At 37.9% G+C, this 24,558-nt stretch carries 23 protein-coding genes and 1 riboswitch; of the genes, 18 read left to right on the forward strand and 5 right to left on the reverse strand.

The genetic code is table 11. The annotated features are described in order from the left end of the window. The first annotated feature begins 2 nt into the window (after positions 1-2). The 6 genes from ACOZIR_RS13930 to ACOZIR_RS13955 all read left to right on the forward strand — a co-directional run bounded on the left by ACOZIR_RS13930 (position 3) and on the right by ACOZIR_RS13955 (position 7,189). The gene (locus ACOZIR_RS13930) at positions 3-371 is read left to right on the forward strand and encodes a response regulator transcription factor (protein ID WP_045293258.1); all 369 of its coding nucleotides are present in this window, start codon (positions 3-5) and stop codon (positions 369-371) included. Further along, the gene (locus ACOZIR_RS13935; RefSeq protein ID WP_310878231.1) at positions 361-3,237 is read left to right on the forward strand and encodes an ATP-binding protein; all 2,877 of its coding nucleotides are present in this window, start codon (positions 361-363) and stop codon (positions 3,235-3,237) included. Before ACOZIR_RS13930 ends, ACOZIR_RS13935 begins: the two co-directional genes overlap by 11 nt. 454 nt (positions 3,238-3,691) lie before the next feature. Then, a complete protein-coding gene (locus tag ACOZIR_RS13940) occupies positions 3,692-4,066 on the forward strand; it encodes a DUF1992 domain-containing protein (protein ID WP_310878230.1) in 375 nt (124 codons plus the stop codon). 36 nt (positions 4,067-4,102) lie between these two features. Next, positions 4,103-4,909 carry an alpha/beta fold hydrolase gene (locus ACOZIR_RS13945; RefSeq protein ID WP_045293252.1) on the forward strand — a complete coding sequence of 269 codons (807 nt, stop codon included), beginning with the start codon at positions 4,103-4,105 and terminating at the stop codon, positions 4,907-4,909. A 12-nt stretch (positions 4,910-4,921) separates the two neighbouring features. Beyond that, a complete protein-coding gene (locus ACOZIR_RS13950; RefSeq protein ID WP_045293250.1) occupies positions 4,922-5,509 on the forward strand; it encodes a histidine phosphatase family protein in 588 nt (195 codons plus the stop codon). 360 nt (positions 5,510-5,869) lie between these two features. Beyond that, on the forward strand, positions 5,870-7,189 hold the full coding sequence (locus ACOZIR_RS13955; RefSeq protein WP_028412199.1) for an aspartate aminotransferase family protein: 1,320 nt from the start codon (positions 5,870-5,872) through the stop codon (positions 7,187-7,189). Between the two features lie 169 nt (positions 7,190-7,358). Continuing rightward, a riboswitch (SAM riboswitch) is annotated at positions 7,359-7,458 on the forward strand. A gap of 243 nt (positions 7,459-7,701) precedes the next feature. Here the strand turns inward: ACOZIR_RS13955 and ACOZIR_RS13960 are convergent. Further along, positions 7,702-8,331, reverse strand: a complete 630-nt coding sequence (locus tag ACOZIR_RS13960; protein ID WP_221814502.1) for a hypothetical protein — start codon at positions 8,329-8,331, stop codon at positions 7,702-7,704. 53 nt (positions 8,332-8,384) lie between these two features. Then, complete coding sequence (locus tag ACOZIR_RS13965) at positions 8,385-8,954, reverse strand: YkoF family thiamine/hydroxymethylpyrimidine-binding protein (protein ID WP_421535636.1); 570 nt, start codon at positions 8,952-8,954, stop codon at positions 8,385-8,387. Between the two features lie 523 nt (positions 8,955-9,477). Between ACOZIR_RS13965 and ACOZIR_RS13970 the strand changes: the two genes are divergently transcribed. The 3 genes from ACOZIR_RS13970 to ACOZIR_RS13980 all read left to right on the forward strand — a co-directional run bounded on the left by ACOZIR_RS13970 (position 9,478) and on the right by ACOZIR_RS13980 (position 12,755). After that, complete coding sequence (locus tag ACOZIR_RS13970; protein WP_045293243.1) at positions 9,478-10,821, forward strand: 5'-deoxyadenosine deaminase; 1,344 nt, start codon at positions 9,478-9,480, stop codon at positions 10,819-10,821. A 143-nt stretch (positions 10,822-10,964) separates the two neighbouring features. After that, entirely contained in the window at positions 10,965-11,099 is a 135-nt protein-coding gene (locus ACOZIR_RS13975; RefSeq protein ID WP_272946335.1) for a hypothetical protein, read from the forward strand. A 330-nt stretch (positions 11,100-11,429) separates the two neighbouring features. Next, positions 11,430-12,755: an NCS2 family permease gene (locus ACOZIR_RS13980; RefSeq protein ID WP_013055656.1), complete on the forward strand. Its 1,326-nt coding sequence runs from the start codon at positions 11,430-11,432 to the stop codon at positions 12,753-12,755. Between the two features lie 73 nt (positions 12,756-12,828). Here ACOZIR_RS13980 and ACOZIR_RS13985 read toward each other — a convergent pair whose 3' ends face one another. Then, entirely contained in the window at positions 12,829-13,380 is a 552-nt protein-coding gene (locus ACOZIR_RS13985; protein WP_033578182.1) for a shikimate kinase, read from the reverse strand. A gap of 117 nt (positions 13,381-13,497) precedes the next feature. Continuing rightward, complete coding sequence (locus ACOZIR_RS13990; RefSeq protein WP_080781634.1) at positions 13,498-13,671, reverse strand: YvzF family protein; 174 nt, start codon at positions 13,669-13,671, stop codon at positions 13,498-13,500. A 199-nt stretch (positions 13,672-13,870) separates the two neighbouring features. Here ACOZIR_RS13990 and treP point away from each other — a divergent pair, with 199 nt between their 5' ends. The 7 genes from treP (at position 13,871) to ACOZIR_RS14025 (ending at position 21,872) form a co-directional block, all read left to right on the forward strand. Beyond that, entirely contained in the window at positions 13,871-15,334 is a 1,464-nt protein-coding gene (treP, locus tag ACOZIR_RS13995) for a PTS system trehalose-specific EIIBC component (protein ID WP_088049095.1), read from the forward strand. A 15-nt stretch (positions 15,335-15,349) separates the two neighbouring features. Beyond that, positions 15,350-17,035, forward strand: a complete 1,686-nt coding sequence (gene treC / locus ACOZIR_RS14000) for an alpha,alpha-phosphotrehalase (protein WP_411305499.1) — start codon at positions 15,350-15,352, stop codon at positions 17,033-17,035. 88 nt (positions 17,036-17,123) lie between these two features. After that, positions 17,124-17,840 (forward strand): trehalose operon repressor, encoded by a 717-nt coding sequence (treR, locus tag ACOZIR_RS14005; protein ID WP_045293239.1) that lies wholly within the window; start codon positions 17,124-17,126, stop codon positions 17,838-17,840. Between the two features lie 356 nt (positions 17,841-18,196). Continuing rightward, positions 18,197-18,919, forward strand: coding sequence for a 5-oxoprolinase subunit PxpB (gene pxpB / locus ACOZIR_RS14010; RefSeq protein WP_328120238.1), 723 nt, complete (start codon positions 18,197-18,199; stop codon positions 18,917-18,919). Further along, complete coding sequence (locus ACOZIR_RS14015) at positions 18,909-19,907, forward strand: biotin-dependent carboxyltransferase family protein (protein WP_310878227.1); 999 nt, start codon at positions 18,909-18,911, stop codon at positions 19,905-19,907. The genes pxpB and ACOZIR_RS14015 overlap by 11 nt, the downstream gene beginning before the upstream one ends. A gap of 12 nt (positions 19,908-19,919) precedes the next feature. Then, entirely contained in the window at positions 19,920-20,675 is a 756-nt protein-coding gene (locus tag ACOZIR_RS14020; protein WP_310878226.1) for a 5-oxoprolinase subunit PxpA, read from the forward strand. A gap of 9 nt (positions 20,676-20,684) precedes the next feature. Beyond that, positions 20,685-21,872 carry an NRAMP family divalent metal transporter gene (locus ACOZIR_RS14025; protein ID WP_045293230.1) on the forward strand — a complete coding sequence of 396 codons (1,188 nt, stop codon included), beginning with the start codon at positions 20,685-20,687 and terminating at the stop codon, positions 21,870-21,872. A 42-nt stretch (positions 21,873-21,914) separates the two neighbouring features. Here the strand turns inward: ACOZIR_RS14025 and trhA are convergent, their stop codons facing one another. Beyond that, positions 21,915-22,565: a PAQR family membrane homeostasis protein TrhA gene (gene trhA, locus ACOZIR_RS14030; protein WP_013055671.1), complete on the reverse strand. Its 651-nt coding sequence runs from the start codon at positions 22,563-22,565 to the stop codon at positions 21,915-21,917. 382 nt (positions 22,566-22,947) lie between these two features. On the opposite strand from trhA, the gene ACOZIR_RS14035 reads away from it, so the two are divergent. Together ACOZIR_RS14035 and ACOZIR_RS14040 are read left to right on the forward strand one after the other, a co-directional pair. Further along, complete coding sequence (locus tag ACOZIR_RS14035) at positions 22,948-23,586, forward strand: DUF1643 domain-containing protein (RefSeq protein ID WP_217916040.1); 639 nt, start codon at positions 22,948-22,950, stop codon at positions 23,584-23,586. Between the two features lie 101 nt (positions 23,587-23,687). After that, entirely contained in the window at positions 23,688-24,107 is a 420-nt protein-coding gene (locus ACOZIR_RS14040) for a hypothetical protein (protein WP_016763238.1), read from the forward strand. Positions 24,108-24,558 lie beyond the last annotated feature (451 nt).

Genomic DNA, 24,558 nt, shown 5'->3' on the forward strand with positions numbered 1-24,558 from the left:
CAATGGCAAAAATTTTATTAGCGGAAGATGAAGAAGTGCTTCGTATGTTAGTGGTAGATACGCTTGAAGATGAAGGACATGATGTGACGGAAGCAGAAAATGGCGAAGAAGCTTTGAAATTTATTAAAGAACGTGATTTTGACTTAATTATTTTGGATTATATGATGCCCGTGTTCACCGGGCTTGAAGTCATTCAGCAGCTGAAAGAAATGAAAGACAAGCGCCATACAAAAGTATTGATGCTTTCAGCTAAGAATCAAGCTGCTGATCAAAGCAGAGTGTTAGAAGCGGGGGCTGCGTATTTTATGTCTAAGCCGTTTAGTCCCCTATTACTGGCCGAACGTGTCGAGGAAATTTTAGATGAACAATAAACTAAAACGAAAAAGTATCTCAACCCAGTTCATCCTCTTAGCAAGTATCCTTTTACTTGCTTTTGCAGCGGGTTCAACTGTACTTGTCGTACGGCAAAAAGAAATTACAGCTGATTATGCCCAGTACAGGGCACAAGTACGGGAAAAGGCACAGCTGCTATCTACAATTGATAAATCAATGAACAGAGCTTTTTTACAGGCTCGCGGTTTTATTGCGTTTGATTCAGAGGATATGTATAACCAGGCTGCAAGTCAGCAAAAAATTATCGAAGAAAATCTCGATCGACTTTCAGGTCTAGCCGCAGATAGACGTGAGCGTACGTTTGTAAATGAAGCGACGGTGATGTTAAACACTTATTTTAATCAAACGCTTCCTTATTTTAAAAATATTTACGACAAAAAAGGTATTGAAGGAGTCCGCTCTAGTCCTGAGCGGAAGACTGCTTCTAAATCAATAGAACAAATGCAAAAAGAACTTGATGACTACCAAAGTGAATTAACTAAAGACTTAAATACACAGTACGATGCTACGTCGAGTGACATGCAGAAAAGTCAGACGCTCTTTATTTTATTTTTAGCGTTTACAGTGGTCATTTTATTGTTGCTTACAAGGGTACTACTAAATAAGTTTGTAAAGCCGCTGAGTCAGCTAGCATATACGGCAAGCGAAATTGCTGCTGGAAAAGAAATGCCTATAGCTTTTGACGAACAGAGAAAAGATGAAATCGGCATGCTATCTCAGGCTTTTTACAAAATGGTATCGACTTTGCAAAATAATGAACAGGAGTTAACGGCTCAAAACGAGGAGCTGATTGCACAGCAAGATGAGTTGCACAGTCAGCAAGATGAACTTCAGCACGCATTAGAATTGACAAAGGAACGGGAAGGAGAGTTAGAATTGCGCAATTTATTTGTGCATGGACTAACCAATTCTCTTCACAAGCAAGAAGTTCTCACGAGTGCTGTCACAAACATGAGCCGAGTGATGAAAGCTGATCACGGTTTTATTATGCTAACTGATGAAAAGACACATGCTTCATTTGGTCTATCTTCATCAAGTGTTCAACAGATGGTGGCAAATCTTCATAATAATTATGTTGATCATGTGCAAAAGACGAAAAAATGCATGGTAGTAAAAAGAGAGTGTATAGAACATGAGCGCCTATATCATCAGCAAACGTTTTATTTGTATGATGTTATCGTACCGGTGCTGTCTTCAAAAGGAGATATGCTAGCCTATATGTTTTACAGCCGCTACGCGGATGAATACACAGAACATGAATTACAGACATTTGAAATACTGGCCAAACAAATCACGATTGCTCTTGAAAAAATTTATATTTACGAAGAGTCTGAGCATGACCGATTGCTATCTCAAGATATTTTAAATTCGATTCAAGAAGGAATGCAGCTTGTAGATACAAGCGGTACGATTCTACAAGTGAATACGAAGATTAGCGAATTGTTTCAATATGAGCATCAAAGCGGGCTTCTTCAGCTCTCTCGCGATCAATGGCTAGATGCCCTCTCTCAAAAAGTTGAAAATATAGGGGAGCTAAGACAATACGTTGAAGCCATTTGCAAGAGAGAGCAAGTAGAAAAGTCTTTTGTTTATTACCTGCACACGGAAGGTAAGCGAAAGGTTATAAAAGTTTATAGCGAATACGTATATCGAAACCGTCAGATGTTTGGCGTATTGTTCGTTCATCGTGATATTACGAAAGAATTTGAAGTTGATCAGATGAAGTCGGAATTTGTAAGCACTGTGAGTCACGAGCTGCGAACGCCTTTAGCGAGTGTATTAGGGTTCACTGAGATTATGCTAAACAAAACATTAAAAGAAGAAAGACAGAAGAAGTATTTAACTACTATTTATCAGGAAGCACAGCGGTTAACGTCTTTAATCAACGATTTTCTGGACGTCCAAAGAATGGAAGCGGGGAAACAAACCTACGATAAAAAGTATCAAGACATTCTTCCGCTTATTAAGCAGGTGATTGAAGTCCAGAAAATCCAAACAAGTAAGCATGAATTTGATATGATTTCCGATCAAGAGCATTTTACAGTAATGGGAGATAAAGATAAGCTTCTGCAATTGTTTAATAATGTAATTAGCAATGCAGTGAAATATTCGCCGGATGGAGGGAACGTTACAGTTAAAGTGTATCAAAAGGAACACGCTGTTTATATTGATATTCAAGATGAAGGAATTGGTATACCGAGTGAAGCGCTAGGTCAATTGTTTACCAAATTCTACAGGGTAGATAACTCCGATATGCGCAAAATTGGCGGAACGGGTTTAGGGTTAGCAATTGTAAAAGAAATTGTAAAAGTTCATGGTGGAGACATTACTGTACAATCGGAATGGAAAAAAGGAACAACGTTCACGATTGTTCTCCCGCTTCTACATGAAGTTCAGTACGATGAAGAAATGACGATAAGTGCGAATGATAATCGTAAAAGCGTAGTGATTGTAGAAGATGATAAAAGTTTAGCGACGCTTTTACAGGTAGAATTAAAAGAAAGCGGTTTTCACGTTCGGTATTTTAACAACGGAGAAGACGCATTAAACTCTATTCATCAGCAAAAGCCTGAAGTGATTGTTCTAGATATCATGCTAGGAGAAAATAAGTTAGACGGCTGGGATGTTTTAAGACATCTCAAAGAAAATACAGAGACAGAAAAAATTCCTATCTTAATCTCATCTGCTTTAGACGAAAGAAGCAAAGGATTAGAGCTTGGGGTGTGTGAGTTTCTGATTAAACCCTATCAGCCTAGTAAATTATCCAAAACGATTCTCCAGCTGCTTTTGAAAAAACAAGAGCATGAAGGAGAAATTATGATTCCATCAGATAAAGAAGAGTAGAAATTTGGTGAGGCTTCGTTATACGTACGGAGTCTCATTAAACGAAAAGAAAATTAGTAAAGTAATAAAAAAATATTGAAAACGCTATCAAAATGTGGTTCTATAGAAAGTAGGCATAACATGATGACCTTAGAATTACCTTTTTCCACCTCCTTACATGCGTAAGGAGGCTTTTTTGTATAAATATAGTAAGATAAGATAACAAAGCCTGATGCAGAATCGGTTATTGAATTTCAGCTCGTTAAGAAACTGCTCAAGAAAGTTTGATAGTGAAAGGCGTGAAGCTCTGGAGATTATTTCACAAAGGGAGGATAGTCTATCTAAGAAGTGAAGGTAGTTCAATTTTTATAATCATAGTATAATAAAAAATACGGTTATAAAAGCTGTGTTTGTTATACATCTTTTATATAGAAGGTAAGATTGAATTTTATATTTTTTTAAAGGAGGTCTTTCCTTGGATATTGCGTATATAATTGCTGAAGAAAGAATTAGACAAGCAATAAAAGACGGTGACTTTGATAAGCTGCCTGGGGAAGGAAAACCATTAAAGTTAGAAGATTTATCACATATACCTAAAGAACTGCGCCAAGCGTATAGGATGTTAAAAAATGCAAATATGATAAGTGATGAACAAGAGCTAAAACGAGATATGGCTACAATCGAAGAATTGATTTCTATATGCACGGATGCTAATGAAGAACAAAGGCTAACAGAGATGCTTACGGAAAAGCGTTTGCGCTTTGAACAGCTCGTTGACCAGAAAAAGATGACAAGTTCTGCAGCTTACAGGAAGTATCAGAATAAAATTTACTCCAAATTTTTTTATTAATGAGTGTAATGGACGAGACGATCGGAGGGTGAGAACTTGCGGCTGTTAATTTTATTGATTAGTATCATATTATTTATTTCGCTTTGTTTTTATATTTTTGCTCCACAAATAAAACGAGGTGCCCAATCGAAAAATGTGCCGGTTTTATTTATTCATGGCTATTTAGGCAGTCAAAAAAGCTTAGGGAAAATGATTAAACGATTTGAACAAAACGGATGGGGAACTAAAGTAGCTTACTGCGTCGTTCAAAAAGATGGAGCTATTCAGTGGAAGCACATTATGAAAGCAAAAGAGGGAAAACTTCCGCTTATTCATATCGTCTTTAAAAAGCCGGATGCCAGTGTTGCACAGCAGCAAAAATGGATTGAAGCTATTATGCAAGATGTACGTGATACATATAAAGCATCTTCTGTTGATTTAGTTGGACATAGTATGGGAGGAGTAACAGCAGCAGCTGTTAGTTTGGCTAACCCTCAATATATTCAAAAGTTAGTTACGTTAGGCTCGCCAATTCAAGGATTAGATTATCAGGAATTAATGGAGATGTATCCTCATGCACGCAATCATATTGAATCTATGGGTGCTCGTGATTTAGCTTTTCACTCTATAGCGTTAAACAAGCTGTACGAAAGTCGTCAAGATTTCTCAAAAGAAATCGACGTTTTTTCAGGAGCAGGAGATGTAGGAGATAAGACAGATGGAGTGGTAACAGTAGAAAGTGCATACGGACTGCAAGAGTTTACCGAACACATTCATCTCCAAACGTTTCATGAAGCACATTCGGATTTGCATGAAAGCTCAGAGGTTGATAAAGCTGTTTATCAATTCTTAAAACGGGATTAAAGGGGGATTACGATGCTTTACTTAATTAGACACGGCCAAACAGATTGGAATAAAAACAAACTTATTCAAGGGCATGCTGATATTTTGCTCAATGAAACAGGAAGGCAACAAGCCAAACGCGTAGCGGAACGTTTTCGAGATATCCATATTGACGTAGTCTACACAAGCGATTTGCTTCGTGCGCAGGAGACGGCTAGGGAAATTGCCGCAGCGGCTAAAGTAGAGAAAGTCGAGGTTTGTGAGCAGCTGCGTGAGCGCTCTTTTGGAGAACTAGAATCAAAGAACGTAGAAGTGCTTCATGAGCTTGTGCCAAACTATGCGACAAATTGGGGAGAAGAACCTTTATATAGTATTGAAACGCTTGAAGCCGCTCAAGAACGGATGGTTCGGCGGTTAACGGAAATTATGAAGGAGTCTATTGGAAAGAAAGTAGCAGTTGTTAGTCACGGGGCGGCAATTAATACATTCATTCATCATGTAACAAGCGGAGAACAAGGAACAGGGACTACTATTTTACAAAATACATCCATTACAACTTTTGCTTATGAAAGTGGAAAATGGCGTCTTGAAACAATCAATGATGCCAAACATCTTGAATAAATATACTTAAAGAGGCTGTGGCAGTAGTATTTTAGTTGAGGGAAGATCCGAACGATTAATCGTTCGGATTTTTTTATGGTGATGGTGATCGTAGGTTTCATATATGTAAGTAATTCTAGCTGTGGATTGAAGGGCAAGGCGAAGACTCCTGCGGGAAAAATGGAAGGGATGAGACCCCGCATATTAATTTTATATATAAATATTTATACAATTGATTTTAATAAAAATGCATAGTAAAATAAGTTTTATTACTATTCTATTAAAGCGTTTAGTATAACTGAATTTCCTAATATTGTTTAATAAGTAACTATATTTCGGAATAAGATTAATTGATTTGTATAATTTCAAGGAGGATGTAGCATGTCAAAAGATTGGAGTCACTTATTTGAAAGAATGCCTGAATTGCTAGCACCGACGATGGCTAAAGACCATCCGAATTTGCCCGTTGTGAAAGAAGAAGGTTGCTATTATTATGGATTGGATGGTAAAGAATATCTCGATTTTACTTCCGGAATCGCTACGACAAATGTAGGACACAGACATCCGAAAGTAGTAAAAGCAATCAAAGACGGAGCAGATCAATTATTGCACGGTCCTTCAGGTGTCATTATGTACGAATCGATATTAAAGTTAGCCGATGAGTTAGGAAAAGTAACGCCGGGCAATTTAGACTGCTTTTTCTTTGGAAATAGTGGCACCGAAGCAATTGAAGGAGCCTTGAAATTAGCGAGACATGTCACAAAGCGTCCATATGTTATTTCTTTTTTAGGGTGTTTTCATGGCCGCTCGATGGGAGCTTTAAGTGTTACAACATCGAAAAGCAAATATAGACAATTTCAGCAGCCTTCGGGACTGACGTATCAAATTCCATATGCCAATCCAAAAGAGTGCCCTGCGGAGCTAGACAGCGATGTATACTTTACTGAAAAGCTTGAAAAAGATTTTGAAATACTCTTTAAGCACCAAGTCACGCCTGAAGAAGTGGCTGCTGTTATTTTGGAACCAGTATTAGGAGAAGGCGGCTATATTATCCCTCCGAAAAGTTGGATGAAGAAGTTAAGAGAGATTTGTGATCGTCACGGAATATTACTTATTTTCGATGAAGTGCAAACAGGGTTTGGCCGTACCGGTGAATGGTTTGCTGGACAAACGTTTGATGTCGTACCAGATATTATGGCTATAGCAAAAGGAATTGCTTCTGGAATTCCCCTTAGTGCAACGGTAGCTTCTCAAGAATTAATGAAGCAGTGGCCTCTTGGCACACATAGTACAACATTTGGAGGAAATCCTATTGGATGTTCAGCAGCTCTTGCAACTCTTGAAGTGATGAAAGAAGAACAGCTGCTGGATAATACGAAAAAAATGGGCGCTTATGCGTTAGAGAAGCTGCATCTTTTAAAGGAAAAACATTCAGTTATTGGGGATATCCGTGGTTTAGGACTTATGATTGGAATTGAAATTGTTAATCCGCATACGGGAGAAGGAGATGGAGATGCCTTATTCGAGATTTTGGACTTAGCTTTAGAAAAAGGCGTGTTATTTTATTTTTGCGGAAATGCAAGTGAAGTTATTCGCATGGTACCTCCGCTTACTGTAACAAAAGAACAGATAGATGACGGCATTCGTATGCTAGATGAGGCTATTACTTCTTTTGAGAAAAAGTCAGCTGTAAAAGCGTAATAAAAAAATATAAAAAAATTATATATTTGTAACCTAGTTGTCATAGTAATGGTAGCGATATCATAGTTTTAGAGGGAAAACAATTTTCTGAAAAGTAGTTGACATCTGTTTGTGCAGCATGTAACATAATATTTATCTTATCAACAATTATCAACAAAATTCGACAAACTTCTTATCAAGAGAGGTGGAGGGATAGGCCCTTTGAAACCTCGGCAACGGACTATATAGAACCGTGCCAACTCCCACAAGCAGTGCTTGAAAGATGAGAAGAGACCAGGTTTACTAACAATTGTGATCCCAACCTCTTCTTACAGGCACTTAGACACTGTAAGTGGAGGTTTTAATTTTATGACAAGAAGATGACATTTAGATAAAAAACAGCAGGCGGAATTACCTGCTGTTTTTATATGCTGTAAAATGATAAATAACCTACCAGAATTCCTAGTAAAAGTACCCCGGCTGTAATACCAACAATCCACCACATCATTTTTTTCATCGTTTATTCCTCATTATCAATTGACTGTAGCTGTAGATCCGCCAGAAGCGCCAGAAGCCGTGCCATAAGCGGTTTGTCTTTTGATTCCGGCATTTTTAGCTGCAACTTTCCACTGCCAGTCAATTCGCCCGTAGGCTCGATTATTTTGTACCCAAGATTTTGAGCTCTTTTTTGAAATAGACACAAGGGGGTTTACGTTTTTTGTGACTACACCTCGTACACTTTTGACTGAAGTTACCGAGGAGCTTTTTGTGTAATAATCTACATACACCGTTAGTTTTGTTGTTGTAAATCCAGCCGCTTTATAAGAAGCCGTATAAGCTGCTGTTTTGAATAAAGGTGAAGCCGTTCTTGCTCCGTATGTTGCTGTACTTGCAGCTTCGACCGTGCCGCTGCTCTCTTCAATATCCATTTTTAACAGAGATGGATCTCTTAGTGATTGTACAACTTTTTGTTTTTGTTGACGCGACAGTTTCGAAAATTCATACAGTGAACTTTTATCACTTTGCGCTTTCAAGAACTGCGTGTAAGAAGCAACCGTTAAATGAGCAGGTTTTTCACTAGCCTGAACAGAGTTTGGTACGACTAATAGACATAATAATGCACCTATCAGGGAAAAAGAAAAAAACGTTCTTTTTGTAGCCATATTTATATAAATCCTTTCTAGTACTCTATCTTTATAAATAGATAAGAAGTAATTTATCGTTTTGAAGAAGGGCTGTGTGCTGACATATTAACTGTCATCACGACACGAGCTTGCTGTACAGATTTCATAAAACATTCGTATAAAGAAGCGAATACTTTGTTCACATCTCCTTCTAAAGCTGTTGCAAAAGGCACGGTTTCGGCAAATACTCCCTGTTGTTTAACTGCGCCAATTCCGCTTTTGATGATGTCTACATAATGCGGCGTATCTAATGGATACAAAGAAAATTGAGTGGATACAGGGAACGAAGCACAAAGCTGTTGGTTTGAAGGCACGTTTTCTTTTGGTTTTATTTTTCTTTCTTCGAAATATTCTTCGTGACGCCCTGCTGAAAACGTGGCATTCAGCACAATATGCTTTTCTGATTTTCCAGCACTTTTATAAACGGCTTGAACAACTTCAAATACGTCTTTGGCAGTTCCTTCAATAAACGTACTAACACGGTCCGTTTTTCGCTGTAATTTAGACATATCCACTTCGTTTATTGCGCTTAAAATAATATCGATGAAGTTATCGCTCATAACAGAAAGCGTAAAACGACAGCCAACATTTATTTTTTCCAAGTTAATCACCCCTAAAATATAGATTTATAGTTTTTTAATCATACAAATCATAAAATAACTTTTCTGTTTTGTATAGAAACAGAAGATAGATTCTTTATTTTTAGGAAATATTACATAGAAGAAACGAAAATAAATTGCATAACATGAAAATTAAGGGTGTTAAGAAAAGTCACATAATGAAAAAGAATAAAAAAACAATGTTAGAACTTCTGACAAAAAACTGGTATGTAGATTGAAAACACCATATTATATATACAAGATCACATTATTCTCCTGCGATTTCGTATAACCTCTTGAAAAAGGGACTTGGGATTTTATCATAAATCCAACCTCCTAGCTGTATAATCAGCTAGGAATTTTTTTTACCCAAACTCTCTATCGCCCATGAGGTTACCTACACTTATTCAACTCAGAGCATACACCATATTATATATAAGGCTAGTGTAAGAAAGATTGCTTGAAGACGTTAGTGTTCGGCTTGAGCTAGAAAAAGATAGATGTTATGAAAGAGGGGAAAGAAGGTATGACGCACACATTAATTAAAAATGCAGAGATTATTACGATGAATGAGAAGAATGATATTATTTACGGTGACCTTTATATTGTTGGAAATCGTATTGCAGCTATCGGGAAAAACCTGCATCCGGAAAAGGTAGATAAAGTCATTGACGCAGTAAATAAAACGATTGTGCCGGGCTTTATACATACTCATATTCATTTATGTCAAACGCTTTTTAGAGGGCAAGCAGATGATCTAGAGCTGCTAGACTGGCTAAAGAAGAAAATATGGCCGCTTGAAGCTTCGCATGATGAAGAATCTATCTATTATTCAGCACTGTTAGGGATCGGCGAACTCATTCAAAGCGGAACTACAACAATTGTAGATATGGAAACTGTTCATCATACGGACTCTGCTTTTCAAGCTATATCTCAAAGTGGAATCCGGGCTCTTGCAGGAAAAGTAATGATGGATAAAAAAGGCGATGATCTACCAAAAGCTCTGCAGGAGACAACGGCTGACTCGATTAAAGAAAGTGTAGAGCTGCTTGAAAAATGGCATAATTCAAATAATGGTCGTATTCGATACGCATTCTCCCCAAGATTTGTGCTGTCGTGTACGGAAGATTTGCTGCGTGAAGTGAGCCATTTATCAGCTGCCTATAATGTCCATGTACATACTCATGCTTCTGAGAATCAAGAAGAAATTCGCATTGTAGAAGCTGAAACGGGTATGAGAAATATCATGTACTTAGATCATTTAGGATTAGCCAATGAGCGCCTTATTTTAGCGCACTGTGTGTGGCTAAATGATCAAGAAAAGCAAATTATTAAGAATCAAGGAGTAAAAGTTAGTCATTGCCCAGGCTCCAACTTAAAGCTTGCCTCGGGAATCGCAGATGTGCCTAGTTTATTAGAGCAAGGCGTATTTTTAAGTCTTGGCGCTGACGGTGCTCCTTGTAATAATAATTTGGATATGTTCAACGAAATGAGGCTGGCCGCTACGATTCATAAACCCTCGTACGGACCAACGGCGATGAATGCAAAGCACGTGCTAGAAATGGCTACAATCGGCGGAGCTAAAGCAGTTGGGCTTGAAAAAGAAATTGGAAGTTTAGAGGTTGGGAAAAAAGCGGATCTTGCTATTTTAAATTTAAATCAGCTTCATACCTTTCCATCTTACGGCGTAGACCCTATTTCCAGAGTTGTGTATTCAGCAACGCGAGGAGATGTAGAACTAACGATGGTTGATGGAGAAATTGTGATGGAAAATCGCGTGCTAAAAACAATTGACCAGGGAATCGTGCTAAAAGAGGCAAATCGTTCGATTGATCGTCTTTTAAAAAGAATTCCACTTTTGATTTCATAAGATGTAAAACAAAGAAGAGGCTGGAATAAAAGTATTTTAACAAGAGTAAAACTCGAATTATTAATCGGAGTTATTGATTAATAATTCGAGTTTTTTGTTGTCAAGGTGAACGTAGGTTTCATCTGTTTAGTTGCTTCTAGCTGTTGATTGGAGGACAAGGCGTAGACTCCTGCGCGAAAAGCGGAACAGATGAGACCCCCCAGGAGCGCAAGCAACGAGGAGGCTCATCGGCCGCCCGCGGAAAGCGAAGCCTTGTGCGGAAATTAACAGCGGTGTAATAGCAGACTATATTGTTTATTCGATTTATTTGTCTTTAGAATGGATTTATTTAATTATGTCTCAATCTCTTTTTTGGATAAATGAGTAAAAAGAGTACTGTCGCACAGACTAAAGGGATAGAAGAAATAAATTTTCAAAATTCCAAACTAACGGAAGATAAAAATTTTTATAATGATAGCGTTTTCCACCTTTGCATATCTACAAATTAAGACTATAATAGGACAAAAGATTTTACTTTGAAACGTAAAATCCTCCTAAATCGTGTCCTTTTTAGGACATTTGAATAGGTAGGGTTTTTATTTTTTTTTAGAAGTAGGGAGGCGCGCGTGTTGGAGCGTAACGGAATATTAGAGCGCTTGTTTAAACTATCAGAGCGCAACACAACACCAAAACAAGAAATACTAGCAGGACTTACAACTTTTATGACGGTCAGTTATATGGTAATCGTCAATCCCATTATCATGTCTGACGCGGGTATTCCTCGAGAAGCGGCTCTTGCAGCTACCATTTATGCCATTGTATTTAGTACGTTACTGATGGCTCTGTGGGCAAATTTTCCGATTGTAACCGGTCCAGGGATGGGTTTAAATGCGTTTTTTACGTATTCAGTAGTATTAGGGCAAGGGTTGTCATGGCAAACGGCACTTGGAGCAGTTTTTATATCCGGGGTCTTATTTTTTGTTTTAACAGTAACAGGAATACGGGGAAAGATTATTGATGCCATTCCGAACGTATTAAAGTCTTCCATAGCAGTTGGAATTGGTCTTTTTGTTGCGTTTATCGGTTTGAAAAACGCTGGATTAGTTGTGGCAAACGAGTCTACTTTTGTAGGGCTTGGAAATGTCATGGATAAAGGCCCCTTACTTGCTATTTTTGGGCTGATATTAGCAGCTGTACTGATGGCTAAAAATGTAAAAGGTGCTCTTATTATAAGTATTTTTGCTACGACAATATTAGCGATGATTGTAGGAGTACAAGCAGTTCCTCATTCGGTGAAAGACGTCTTCTCAGCTACGCCGCCAAGCGTTGGGGAAACATTTTTTCAAATGGATTTAAAAGGTGCAGTTGCCTACGGCATTTTTTCAGTTGTATTTTCTTTCACCATCGTAGAATTATTTGATACGCTAGCGACATTGATTGGACTATCTAAAAAAGCAAACTTAGTAGATAAAAACGGTAAAATTCCAGGTTTAAATCGCGCGCTTGCAGCGGATTCAATCGGTACAATGGCGAGTGCTATTTTTGGAAGCACAGCGCTAAATACGTATATTGAAAATGCAACAGGCATTGCAGAAGGAGGACGTACCGGCTTAAAGGCATTAACGGTTGCCATCTTATTTATATTTACCTTGTTTTTTGCACCGCTCATTCAATTTATCCCAAGCGTTGCTACTGCTCCAGCACTTATTATTATTGGTTCGCTTATGCTAAGTGACATTCGAAACGTTAACTTCGACGATTTTACTGAGGTTGTTCCCGCTTTCTTAACAATTGTCATGATGCCGTTAACCTACAGCATTGCAGAAGGGTTAGCATTCGGCTTCATTTCATACACAGCGATTAAACTGTTTACAGGACGCCATCGCGAAATTCATTGGATGATGTATGTAATCACCATCGCCTTTTTTATCAATTTTTATATGAGTTCCCATTAGGAATGAAAAAAGACGTAGCATTAAGCTACGTCTTTTTTGTAAAGGCTTGTTAAGGGAACAAACCTTTATTTCATTAAGGTTGATAAATATCCCAAGCTGTTTTTAATGAATCAACGATATAGTTAGCTACTTCTTCGATATCTAAATTATCAGTTTCAACTTTCGAATGGTGGTTTGAATAGATAGCTTGACGGTCGTAAAATAGTTTTTCAATATCTTCTAAGCTTCTTCCCTGTAAAACAGGACGGCTATCAATAATCAAACTAATGCGTTCTTTCCAAGAATCCCAAGATAAATCTAAAAAGAATACGATGCAGTTAGATAAACAAATCTCTTGAATTTCTTCTTGTAAAAAAGCGCCTCCCCCTAAAGAAATGATTTTTAAGCGCTGCTGTGAAAGTCGACTTATTACTTCTTTTTCTTTTTGTCTGAAGAAAGTTTCACCGTGCTCTTTAAAAATCTGAGAAGTAGGCATATTAAATTCTTTTTCGATTTCTTGATCTATATCAACAAAATCTCTATACAATTTTTTGGCAACCATTTCTCCAATAGTTGTTTTTCCTACCCCCATAAAGCCGATAAACACAATACTTTTCTCTCTAAGAGATATGTCGTTATATGCCATTTTTAAGCCTCTTTCTGATTTTTAAATACAAATCGGATGTTATAGTAAATACTGAAATTATAATATAAATCCTTTAGTTTGTAAAAGCTACTATTCTTCTCTGAAATAAATCGAAAATTATTTTTTAGGGTGCATTGAAAGGTAAACCCGAGTATCTTTTTTGCGCTCATACTTTGGATTAGCGCTTCGCGTATATTCTTTGGACTGATGTTCTATATGGTAGTTCTGTTCAAACTGTTTGATCGCTTCATTAATTTCTTCCTGTTTTCCCATTAATCTTACTTGCAGCATTGTAATGTCTCCTTCCTCACACTTTGCTTTTTGACTATATCATGAAATGAAAAAGAAGTAATTTTATTTTTGTTGACGAACCTGTATATACAGGTTAGAATAAAAACATAAAACTTGTATATACAAGTTTGCGGTGAGATTTATATGGGGGATAGGAAATACAGGAATAAAATGAAAACGGAAACAAGGGGGAAAAGACATGAATCGAGAATCTGTGGAGCGCATTGTAGAAGCCGTTGGGGGAAAAGAAAATATCTCTGCTGCAACGCATTGTGTAACGCGTCTTCGACTTGTTTTAAAAGATGAAGGTAAAGTCAATCAACATATGCTAGATGAGCACGAACTAGTAAAAGGATCTTTTTCTACAAACGGCCAGTTTCAAGTTGTTATTGGTCAAGGCACGGTTGATAAAGTATACAAAGAAATGGTGGCGCTTACAGGGATAGGAGAACTGTCAAAAGAAGAAGTGAAAAACGAAGCGGCTAAAAACTTAAATCCGCTGCAGCGTGCAATAAAAACATTAGCTGACATTTTTATTCCTATTTTACCGGCCATCGTAACCGCGGGTTTATTGATGGGAATCAATAATGTGCTAACAGGAGCCGGAATTTTTTACGATGATAAATCAATCGTAGATGTTCATACACAGTGGAAAGACTTCGCAAGCATGATTAATTTAATTGCGAATACGGCTTTTGCCTTTTTGCCAGCTCTTATTGGGTGGTCAGCTGTTACGCGTTTTGGAGGAAGTCCTTTATTTGGAATTGTCCTTGGGCTCATGCTTGTACACCCTGATTTGCTAAATGCTTGGTCTTACGGAGAAGCATTAAAAAAAGGAAGTATCGATACGTGGAATTTATTTGGCCTGCACGTTGAGAAAGTCGGCTATCAAGGACAGGTTTTACCTGTATTAGTCGCTTCATTCGTCCTGGCAAAAATCGAATTATTCTTACGAAAACGCATACCGGATGGTTTTCAACTTTTAGTTGTAGCACCTGTTGCTCTTTTAGTCACAGGGTTTCTCGCTTTTATTGTAATTGGTCCGATTACATTCGCAATAGGAAATGTTATTACAGATGCAGTTGTATGGCTATTTAAAACGGCTCCATTTATTGGAGGGCTTGTATACGGAGGCTTATATGCTCCTCTTGTTATTACAGGTATGCACCATACATTTTTGGCCGTAGATTTACAGCTGATTGGAAGCGTAGGAAGTACGTTCTTATGGCCAATGGTAGCATTATCGAATATTGCACAAGGCTCTGCGGCTTTCGCGATAATGGTTCTTTCAAAAGATGATGAGAAATTAAAAGGATTATCTTTAACGTCAGGGGTTTCAGCGTGGCTGGGCATTACGGAACCTGCAATGTTTGGTGTGAATTTGCGCTTTAGATTTGCTTTTATTTCTGCAGTAATTGGTTCAGCTATTGCCGGTGTCGTCATATCTGTAGCCGGAGTGAAAGCAGCGTCGGTAGGAATTGGGGGTATACCAGCTCCATTATCAATTGTTCCACAGAGCTGGCCGCCTTTTATTATTGGAATGGTAATCGTAATCGTTGTGCCGTTTCTTTTAACGTTAACGCTCGGAAAGCTTCAGAAAAAATCAACCGTTACATCAACGGTCGCGGGTACACACTCGCTTCAACACAATTCTAAGAATTAAATGGTGGTGTTAAAAATGCAAGAACCTTGGTGGAAAAAATCTGTTGTTTATCAAATTTATCCAAAAAGTTTTTATGATACGACTGGAAACGGCGTAGGTGATATAGCTGGCATTATTGAAAAGCTAGATTATTTGAAAAAACTCGGGGTAGATGTTGTGTGGCTAACGCCAATTTATAAATCACCGCAGCGGGATAACGGATATGATATAAGTGATTATTTTGTTATTCAAGAAGAATACGGAACAATGGAGGACTTCGACCGTTTAGTAGCAGAAGCGCATAAGCGGGATCTTAAAATCATCATGGATATTGTCGTTAATCATACGTCAACTGAACATGAATGGTTTCAAGAAGCTAAAAAATCGAAAGATAACCCCTACAGAGATTTTTATATTTGGAAAGATCAAAAAGAAGATGGAAGTGCTCCGACAAATTGGGTTTCGAAATTTGGAGGTTCGGCGTGGGAGCATGATAAGCTGACAGAACAATCGTATCTGCATTTGTTTGATGTCACACAAGCGGATTTGAACTGGGAAAATGAGCGTGTACGCCGCAGTGTGTATGATATGATGACGTTTTGGTTTGAAAAAGGAGTAGATGGATTTCGTCTGGACGTTATTAACTTAATTTCAAAAGATCAGCGCTTTTTAGATGATGATGGTTCTATCGCTCCAGGAGATGGCCGGAAATTTTATACCGACGGTCCTCGCGTTCATGAGTATATGCGAGAAATGAATCAAGAAGTTTTTTCAAAATACGATAGCATGACCGTTGGGGAAATGTCGTCAACGACCGTTGACCACTGTATTAAGTACTCTCATCCCGACCGGCACGAGCTTAGCATGACGTTTAATTTTCATCATTTGAAAGTCGATTACCCAAATGGTGAAAAGTGGGCGCTAGCAGATTTTGATTTTATTAAATTAAAAGAGATTCTATCAATTTGGCAAACGGAAATGAATAAAGGAGGGGGATGGAATGCATTATTTTGGTGCAACCATGATCAGCCTCGCGTTGTTTCACGCTATGGAAACGACGAACTCTATCATAATAAATCTGCTAAAATGCTCGCTGCAACGATTCATCTGATGCAGGGAACACCTTATATCTATCAAGGGGAAGAAATAGGGATGACAAATCCGAAATTTTCCTCTATTGATGAATATAGAGATGTGGAGTCACTAAATGTGTATGAGATAAAACGTGCACAAGGAATGGACGAAAATGAAATTTTAGAGATTTTAAAACATAAATCAAGAGATAATTCCCGTACACCGGTGCAATGGAGCGATGAGCCAAATGCAGGTTTTACAAAAGGAAAGCCATGGATTAATCCGGGCGATAACTACCGTGAAATTAATGTAGAAAAAGCGCTAGATGATGAAGGTTCAATTTTTTATTTTTATCAAAAGCTTATTGCACTGCGCAAACAGTACGAGATTATCACCTATGGAAACTATGAATTAATTCTTGGAGAAGACGAGCAGATTTTCGCTTATATCAGAAATGGAGCAGATGAAAAGCTGTTGGTGATAAATAATTTCTACGGCAGCGAAACAGCATTTGAACTGCCGGAAGATATAACTTTTGAAGGATATCATAGTGAAATATTGCTGTCTAACTACGAAGATTCATCGAAGGAATTCAAGCAAGTCTTGCTTCGGCCGTATGAATCAATCGTGTATCATTTAAAAAAATAAAGAAAAAAGTCAAAAGAACGATGGGTGACAATCTATCGTTCTTTTTATACAATTGGGTATATATAGAAAGTAAAATAGGTGATGGCAATTGAAAGAAAATAAATTTATCAGCATTTACGAACAGTTAGTCGATAAAATTAAACGTGGTGACTGGCGTCCTAACACAAAACTTCCTTCTGAAAATGAGCTTGTTGAACAGTATCAAACGTCTCGTGAAACAATACGGAAAGCGTTAAATTTACTTTCACAAAATGGGTACATTCAAAAAATGAAAGGAAAAGGTTCTTTTGTATTAGACGTATCACGCTTTGATTTTCCAGTATCAGGACTTGTTAGCTTCAAAGAAGTGGCGGAAAAGCTAGGACATACATCGACTACTATTGTAAAAGAATTTGAATTAGTCAAAGCCGATCAAGATCTGTGCACACAGCTTGGGGCGACGAAAAAAGATCTCATATGGAAAGTAGTTCGAGCGCGTGAAATCGATGGAGAAAAAATTATTTTAGATAAAGATTTTTTTCATAAAAAGTATGTTCCTCACCTCACAAAAGATATATGCAAAGGCTCTATTTATGAATACTTAGAAAAAGATCTTGGGCTAAAAATAAGCTTTGCTAAAAAAGAAATTTCCGTTGACGAGGTGACGGACGAAGATAAGTGTTACTTAGATTTAAAAGACTATGAGCATATTGTGGTAGTAAGAAACTATGTGTATTTAGAAGATGCTAGCCTTTTTCAATATACGGAATCACGTCATCGTCTTGATAAGTTTCGTTTTGTGGATTTTGCTCGCAGAGGTATATAATGGTTCACTGCCCATGAGTTTTTCCTTTTTTGTAGATGTTTACAAAAAAACTGCTTTGGTATAAAAAACAAGGCAGTTTTTTTATGGGAAAACTGAAAAAACGTGATCCTTTTGGGGATAAAATTTTTAAAGGGTTGAATTTTTCTTTGGAGTTTGTTTTAGTAAAACATAAGATTATTTTATATTTGTATAATATTATCCATACAGGATACAGATTTATTGTCCTTTTTTTTATTAGATATATAAGGATTTGTTATTTAAGAACAGAAATTCCATTAGTAATTCTAATGAATATATCTAACTACAGCATTAAAGAGAGCTGCTCAAACAATACTAAGGAAAAAGGAGGAGACGGAATGAGTAGCGATTATCGACTTTATCCTCTTGGTGACAGCGGCATTGTCGTTTCATTTGGAGACGAAATTAATTTCGGCATACATAAACGTATTCAGCAATTTACTGAGGTGCTAGAGCAATCATTATGTAAGGGAATGATTGAATATGTGCCGGCTTTTACAACAGTTACAATCTATTATGATCCTTGGACAATGAGTGAAAAAGGAAGAAGAAATCCTTACACGGCAATATCTACATATATTGAAGAACTGCTTTTCCGCCAGGAAGAAAAATCTGAAGCGGTCGCTAGACAAATTGAAATTCCGGTGTGTTATGGAGGAAAGTACGGCCCCGACTTAGAGAGAGTAGCTGCTTTTCATTCATTAATGCCTGATGAAGTTATCTCCATTCATACAAACGGAGAATATTTGGTGTATATGATAGGCTTTGCTCCTGGTTTTCCTTACTTGGGAGGGATGAGCAAAGAAATTGCTACTCCAAGAAAAGAATCACCGAGAAACAGCATCCCAAAAGGGTCAGTTGGCATCGCAGGAATGCAAACAGGCGTGTACCCAATTGAGACACCTGGGGGATGGCAGTTAATCGGGCGCACTCCTCTTACACTATTTAACCCAGAAAAAGACTCGCCAAGCTTGCTTCAAGCAGGTGATCGTGTCCGATTTGTTTCCATTTCTGAAACGGAATATGAAGCACAAAAGGAGGTGGATGAAGATGAGTATTAAAGTGATACGTCCCGGTTTATTAACAACAATTCAAGATATCGGCAGACATGGATATCAAAAGGACGGCATGATTGTCAGCGGGGCAATGGACAAAGTTGCTTTAAGGATTGCCAACTTATTAGTAGGAAATCAAGAAAATCAGCCGGTTATTGAAATTACGTTAATGGGACCAAAAATTGAATTTCAGCAAGATGCTTTGATTGCTCTGACAGGAGGGGATTTATCGCCAACTGTTAATGATGAAGCCGTAAAGATGTGGCGACCTTTATATGTAAAAAAAGGGAGCGTGCTGCAGTTTGGTATTCCGGCTTTAGGGTGCCGTTCTTATTTAGCGGTTTCCGGTGCTTTTAATGTTCCTGCAGTTATGGGAAGTACATCTACTTCACTTCGCGCTCGGATAGGCGGGCTGCACGGTAAAGCATTACAGTCAGGAGATGAAGTATTAAGCCATCCTCCTACAGAAAGAGGGGAAGCAATTATAAAGAAACTGGTGAAAAAGCAAACGGACCGCTCTTTTCAGCAGGCTTTTTGGACAATTCACCCTAAACTTCTTCCTTCATACGAGACGCCTGTTATCCGCACGATGAAAGGTGCGGAATTTGATTGGTTTACGAAAGAAAGTCAACAACATTTCTTTAATCAAGAATTTGACGTTACGCCGCAATCTGACCGAATGGGCTATAGGCTAAAAGGGAAGAAATTAGATCTTGAGAAGGAAAAAGAGCTGCTTTCTAGCGCTGTGACGTTCGGTACAATTCAAGTACCAAAAGAAGGACAGCCCATTGTTTTATTAGCAGATCATCAAACGACAGGAGGATATCCTAGAATCGGGCAGGTAGCAACTGCCGATTTTTCGGCGCTGGCGCAAGTTTCTCCAGGGAAAAAGGTTTCTTTTCAATTCGTTTCACTGGATGAAGCTCAGCATTTATATATGGAGCAGGAAAAGAAAATAAATCATATTAAAAGAGCACTTCGAATGAAAATATAAGGGGGAAGAAAAATGACTACCGTTGATTTGAACTGTGACTTAGGGGAGAGTTTTGGGAACTATAAATTAGGAAATGATAAAGAGATTTTGCGCTATGTAACGTCAGCAAACATTGCTTGTGGCTTCCATGCCGGAGATCCTTCGGTTATGAGAGAAACAGTAAAGCTGGCTTTGAGTGAAAATGTGGCGATTGGCGCGCATCCCGGATTGCAAGATTTAGCTGGATTTGGACGTAGATATATGAAAATTACGCCTCGAGAAGCTTATGATTTAATGGTATATCAAATGGGGGCCCTTTCAGCTTTTATACGTGCAGAAGGAGGAATCCTTCATCATGTGAAACCTCATGGTGCTTTATATAATATGGCTGCAGGGGATCGAGACATAGCTAAAGCTGTTGCTGAAGCTGTGTATAATGTCAGTGAGGAAGCTATCCTATATGGTCTGGCTGGAAGTGAATCGATTAAAGCCGGAAACGAAATGGGCTTGCGTACGTCTCAGGAAGTATTTGCAGATCGAACCTATCAACATAACGGCATGCTGACGCCCAGAAACGTTGAAAACGCCGTGATTCAAGATGAAGGAGCGGCTATTTCTCAAGTAATTAAAATGGTCAAAGAAAAAAAAGTGCTCACTGTGCAAAATGAAGAGATTCCCATTCAAGCAGATACCGTTTGTATTCATGGAGACGGTGCACATGCTGTTGAATTTGCCAAAGCTATTTGTGACAAGCTAAAAGAAGAACAAATCATTATTCAACCACAATGAGGTGACATCATGAAAAAAGAACGCAACTGGAGCGTGCTGCTCGGAGCAGCATTTTTAATGGCTACTTCAGCAGTGGGCCCAGGGTTTTTAACTCAAACAACGGTCTTTACACAAGCTCTCGCCGCAAGTTTTGGTTTTGTCATTTTACTGTCAATTGTATTAGACATTGGCGTTCAGCTAAACGTATGGCGTATTATTGCCGTTTCAGAAAAAAGAGCACAGGATATCGCTAACAGTGTTTTGCCAGGTCTCGGCTTATTTATCGCTATTTTAATTGTAATCGGAGGCTTAGCATTTAATATTGGAAACGTAGGAGGGGCGGGTCTTGGCTTCAATGCGCTATTTGGCATTTCTCCTAAAGCGGGTGCAGTCATTACAGCTATCATTTCTATTGCAATCTTTTTAGTCAAAGAAGCCGGAAAATTAATGGATCGCTTTGCTCAATTAATGGGCGGAATATTAATTATTTTAATGGTGTATGTTGCGGTTTCTTCCGCTCCGCCATTAGGAGAAGCGGTATCTAAAACATTTTGGCCGGATAACATTGACGTAATGGCGATTGTTACTCTTGTAGGAGGAACAGTAGGAGGGTATATCACATTTGCAGGAGGTCACCGTTTATTAGATGCAGGAATCAAAGGAAAAGCCTCGATTCCTGAAGTAACCAGAGGAGCAGTATCCGGTATTACGATTGCTTCGATCATTCGAATTTTTCTATTTTTAGCCACGCTAGGTGTGTTGAGTCAAGGACTAAAGCTGAATCCTGATAATCCACCTGCCTCTGTTTTTCAGTTAGCTGCAGGGGATATTGGCTATAAATTATTCGGTATCGTCATGGCGGCGGCGGCTATCACTTCAGTTATTGGTTCGGCATATACATCGGTTTCCTTTATTAAATCCTTCAGTAAAAGGATTGAGAAATATGAAAACTGGATTATCATTGCATTTATTACGATTTCAACTCTGATCTTCTTAACGATTGGTCAGCCGGTCACGCTGCTTATTTTAGCTGGAGCACTAAATGGGTTAATCTTACCTATTACACTCGGAACGATGCTTATAGCGGCGTATAAAAAGAAGATAGTAGGTGATTACAAGCATCCGACTTGGCTTGCCGTTTTTGGCGGTTTTGTGGTCGTTATTATGGCTGTGCTAGGAGTCTATACGCTTGTAACTCAAATGGCAAAACTGTGGTAAGGAATTCGATAACCAACTAAAAAAGAGCCTTCTGGCTCTTTTTTAGTTGGTTATAGGCAATACATATAAAATGATTGCTAAAAAATGGAGTACGGTTCCGCCAAGAACAAACATATGCCAAATCATATGATGAAAACGAAATCCTCGCCATACGTAAAAAACGGCTCCGATTGTATACAGCACGCCTCCAACTACGAGAAGGACAATTCCTTGATGGGCAATGTTTTGAGTTAACGAATCCCACGCAAATACAATCATCCATCCCATAAATACGTAAAGAATGGTGGAAATAAAAAGGAATTTCTTCACAAAAAAAGCTTTGAATACAATTCCTGCAAGAGCGATGCCCCATACAATTCCAAAAAGTGTCCAGCCGGTGGTTCCTTTTACTGCGATAAATAAAAATGGAGTGTAAGTCCCGGCAATAAACAAATAAATAGAAGAGTGGTCGAATATTTCAAAAAGATCTTTTACCTTACCTTCCGGAAAGCTATGGACAAGCGTAGAGGAGACATAGAGAAGCAGCATGGTTACTCCGTAAATAGTAAAACTGATAACATGCCAAGGCGTTCCTTCTAACGAAGAAAGTACGATTAAAAGCGTTAATCCAACAATGCTGAGTACGGCTCCAACGCCGTGTGTAATCGCATTTGCAATTTCTTCTCCTCTTGTAAATGTGTGTGTAGTAGCCATTTACAAAATCCTTTCTTTACACAAATTTATCTTCTGTTTTCTCAGAGGATCAGTTTTGAACATACCTGCTGAGAAAAAATCCGTAACGGTCAAAAACATGAGTGAAAAAGTCATTGGTTATTTCTTTATTATAGACCATTCTTTTGATTTTATCTATTTTGACTGGAGGTCCGAAAAGAGGAAAGATGTATATGTGAATGTTCACTAGCTGTAAAAAGCATGTATAGAAGAAAAAATTGCTTTTTGAAAAAATGGCAGAAAAGTTGTCATGAAGGCATGATTTTGAAATACATATAAAATAAAACTTTTAACAGTCAAGGTTACGATTACTGCTTAGCTCATTTGCAATAGATAAGTAACAAGATTGTAAGAAGGCAGGGGGATGGAAGCAGTGAAAAAAGAAGTTATTTTTGATGAAACAGGCACATACAAATACTCTCTATTATGCAAATGGAGTGAAGTAAACGAACGTAAACTTACGTTTATTTTATCATTTCCAGAAAATACGTATGAATACAGCGACGATACGGCTGTATCCAAATGCATAGAACTGGCGCAAAAGTGGGGATTTGGAGTTTTAGAAATCGTTTATTTATTCAGCTATCAAACCGACCATGTTTCGTTTTTACGCATGCTTTCAAAAGAAGAAGCTGTTGGAACAAGAACAGGTGAATATATTCAAAAGGCAGTGGAAGATGCTGAACTGGTTGTGGTAGCTTGGGGTGATCATGGAAGCATTTATAACCGGCAAGAGGAGGTAGAACGCTTTTTGAAACACAAGCCGGTATATTGTTTTGGAAAAACGAAGCAGCAATTTCCTCGCCATATTTTATCCGTCGTGCACCGTACAGAATTACAGAAATACGAAGTGCCGGCTAATCGTGAAGAGTCGGAAGAAGTTTCTTCGTTTATTGAAGACATAGATCAAAGTTTTGGGGGAGAGGATTATTCTCCAATTAAACAACTAACAGAAGAAGAACCGCTTATGTTTATTGAAGACATTGCTAGTATGTATCGATAAAAAGAAAAAGCGAGGTTTATATTCCTCGCTTTTTCGTTAGTATAAAACACCAAGTTTTGTCATATGGTTGTATCAAGAAGCGTGTGTGAAGGGGGAACTTTATGAAGTTGAATGAAGTACTGCACCGCATCACAACTATTTATAATGAGTTAGAAGAAGAGTGCTTTCAATATATAGGGACTGTGATCAATGAAAATGCAGAGCTGGATATTTCTCGTCTAGAAGAATTAAGTACGCTGTTAAACTTCGTATATGAATGCTCGCAGGATGTATTAGTAGGTTCTATTTTAACAAAATTGGATTATGGACAACCCATTTATCAATTTGCTATGTTAAAGCCTATTTCCCTTGAAGGAAATGAAGATAAGTTAGATATTTTATATGAAGAAAAGGTAAAAGTAGAAAGAGCGATTTTAGATGTGTATACAGCTCAGCGAAAGAAGTTATTGACTCAAGCAGCTGAAGACTTAAAAGAACTGCACTACGAGCTGCAGACCTATGTGTATGCTTGCAACATATAAGTGAATCTGTTGAAATAGCAAGGCATATATACAAATAAAAAGGAACATGTTAGGATAAGTAAAAAGAACTCCTGATCAAAGAGTTCTTTTTATTGTAAAATATATGATTTTGAACTAGTAAAGCATAAAGACGGTGGTAATGGCAGTTACCCTTTTCTTTGTGCTTTTTTTATCCGATTGTGTTGATGATACTGCTTACTGCGTTAAAAAAGTTCATAAGTACCTCGTTAAGCATGGAATATGCCTCCTCTCTTACTAAATATGTACAATCAAATTATCCAATTGTGTTAATGATGCTGCTTACCGCATTAAATAAGTTCATTAAAACGTCGTTGAACATGTTTGCAACCTCCTTTATGATAGATTCATATAGTAATACGAGAAAACAGAAAGTTTGGATCACATTTTTTTAATGTTTTTTTAGAAAAATAGTTAAAAAGAGAGTTTAATG

Origin of the sequence: Priestia sp. D3YE.R1, from assembly GCF_049199565.1 — a bacterium.
In the GTDB taxonomy this organism is placed as follows: domain Bacteria; phylum Bacillota; class Bacilli; order Bacillales; family Bacillaceae_H; genus Priestia; species Priestia aryabhattai.

Excerpts from the sequence above, each read along its gene's own strand:
- ACOZIR_RS13930 (WP_045293258.1), top strand. The coding sequence starts at position 3 with ATGGCAAAAATTTTATTAGCGGAAGATGAAGAAGTGCTTCGTATGTTA.
- ACOZIR_RS13935 (WP_310878231.1), top strand. The coding sequence starts at position 361 with ATGAACAATAAACTAAAACGAAAAAGTATCTCAACCCAGTTCATCCTC.
- ACOZIR_RS13950 (WP_045293250.1), top strand. The coding sequence starts at position 4,922 with ATGCTTTACTTAATTAGACACGGCCAAACAGATTGGAATAAAAACAAA.
- ACOZIR_RS13955 (WP_028412199.1), top strand. The coding sequence starts at position 5,870 with ATGTCAAAAGATTGGAGTCACTTATTTGAAAGAATGCCTGAATTGCTA.
- ACOZIR_RS13960 (WP_221814502.1), bottom strand. The coding sequence starts at position 8,331 with ATGGCTACAAAAAGAACGTTTTTTTCTTTTTCCCTGATAGGTGCATTA.
- ACOZIR_RS13970 (WP_045293243.1), top strand. The coding sequence starts at position 9,478 with ATGACGCACACATTAATTAAAAATGCAGAGATTATTACGATGAATGAG.
- ACOZIR_RS13985 (WP_033578182.1), bottom strand. The coding sequence starts at position 13,380 with ATGGCATATAACGACATATCTCTTAGAGAGAAAAGTATTGTGTTTATC.
- ACOZIR_RS13990 (WP_080781634.1), bottom strand. The coding sequence starts at position 13,671 with ATGCTGCAAGTAAGATTAATGGGAAAACAGGAAGAAATTAATGAAGCG.
- treP (WP_088049095.1), top strand. The coding sequence starts at position 13,871 with ATGAATCGAGAATCTGTGGAGCGCATTGTAGAAGCCGTTGGGGGAAAA.
- treC (WP_411305499.1), top strand. The coding sequence starts at position 15,350 with ATGCAAGAACCTTGGTGGAAAAAATCTGTTGTTTATCAAATTTATCCA.
- pxpB (WP_328120238.1), top strand. The coding sequence starts at position 18,197 with ATGAGTAGCGATTATCGACTTTATCCTCTTGGTGACAGCGGCATTGTC.
- ACOZIR_RS14015 (WP_310878227.1), top strand. The coding sequence starts at position 18,909 with ATGAGTATTAAAGTGATACGTCCCGGTTTATTAACAACAATTCAAGAT.
- ACOZIR_RS14020 (WP_310878226.1), top strand. The coding sequence starts at position 19,920 with ATGACTACCGTTGATTTGAACTGTGACTTAGGGGAGAGTTTTGGGAAC.
- ACOZIR_RS14025 (WP_045293230.1), top strand. The coding sequence starts at position 20,685 with ATGAAAAAAGAACGCAACTGGAGCGTGCTGCTCGGAGCAGCATTTTTA.
- trhA (WP_013055671.1), bottom strand. The coding sequence starts at position 22,565 with ATGGCTACTACACACACATTTACAAGAGGAGAAGAAATTGCAAATGCG.
- ACOZIR_RS14035 (WP_217916040.1), top strand. The coding sequence starts at position 22,948 with ATGGAAGCAGTGAAAAAAGAAGTTATTTTTGATGAAACAGGCACATAC.
- ACOZIR_RS14040 (WP_016763238.1), top strand. The coding sequence starts at position 23,688 with ATGAAGTTGAATGAAGTACTGCACCGCATCACAACTATTTATAATGAG.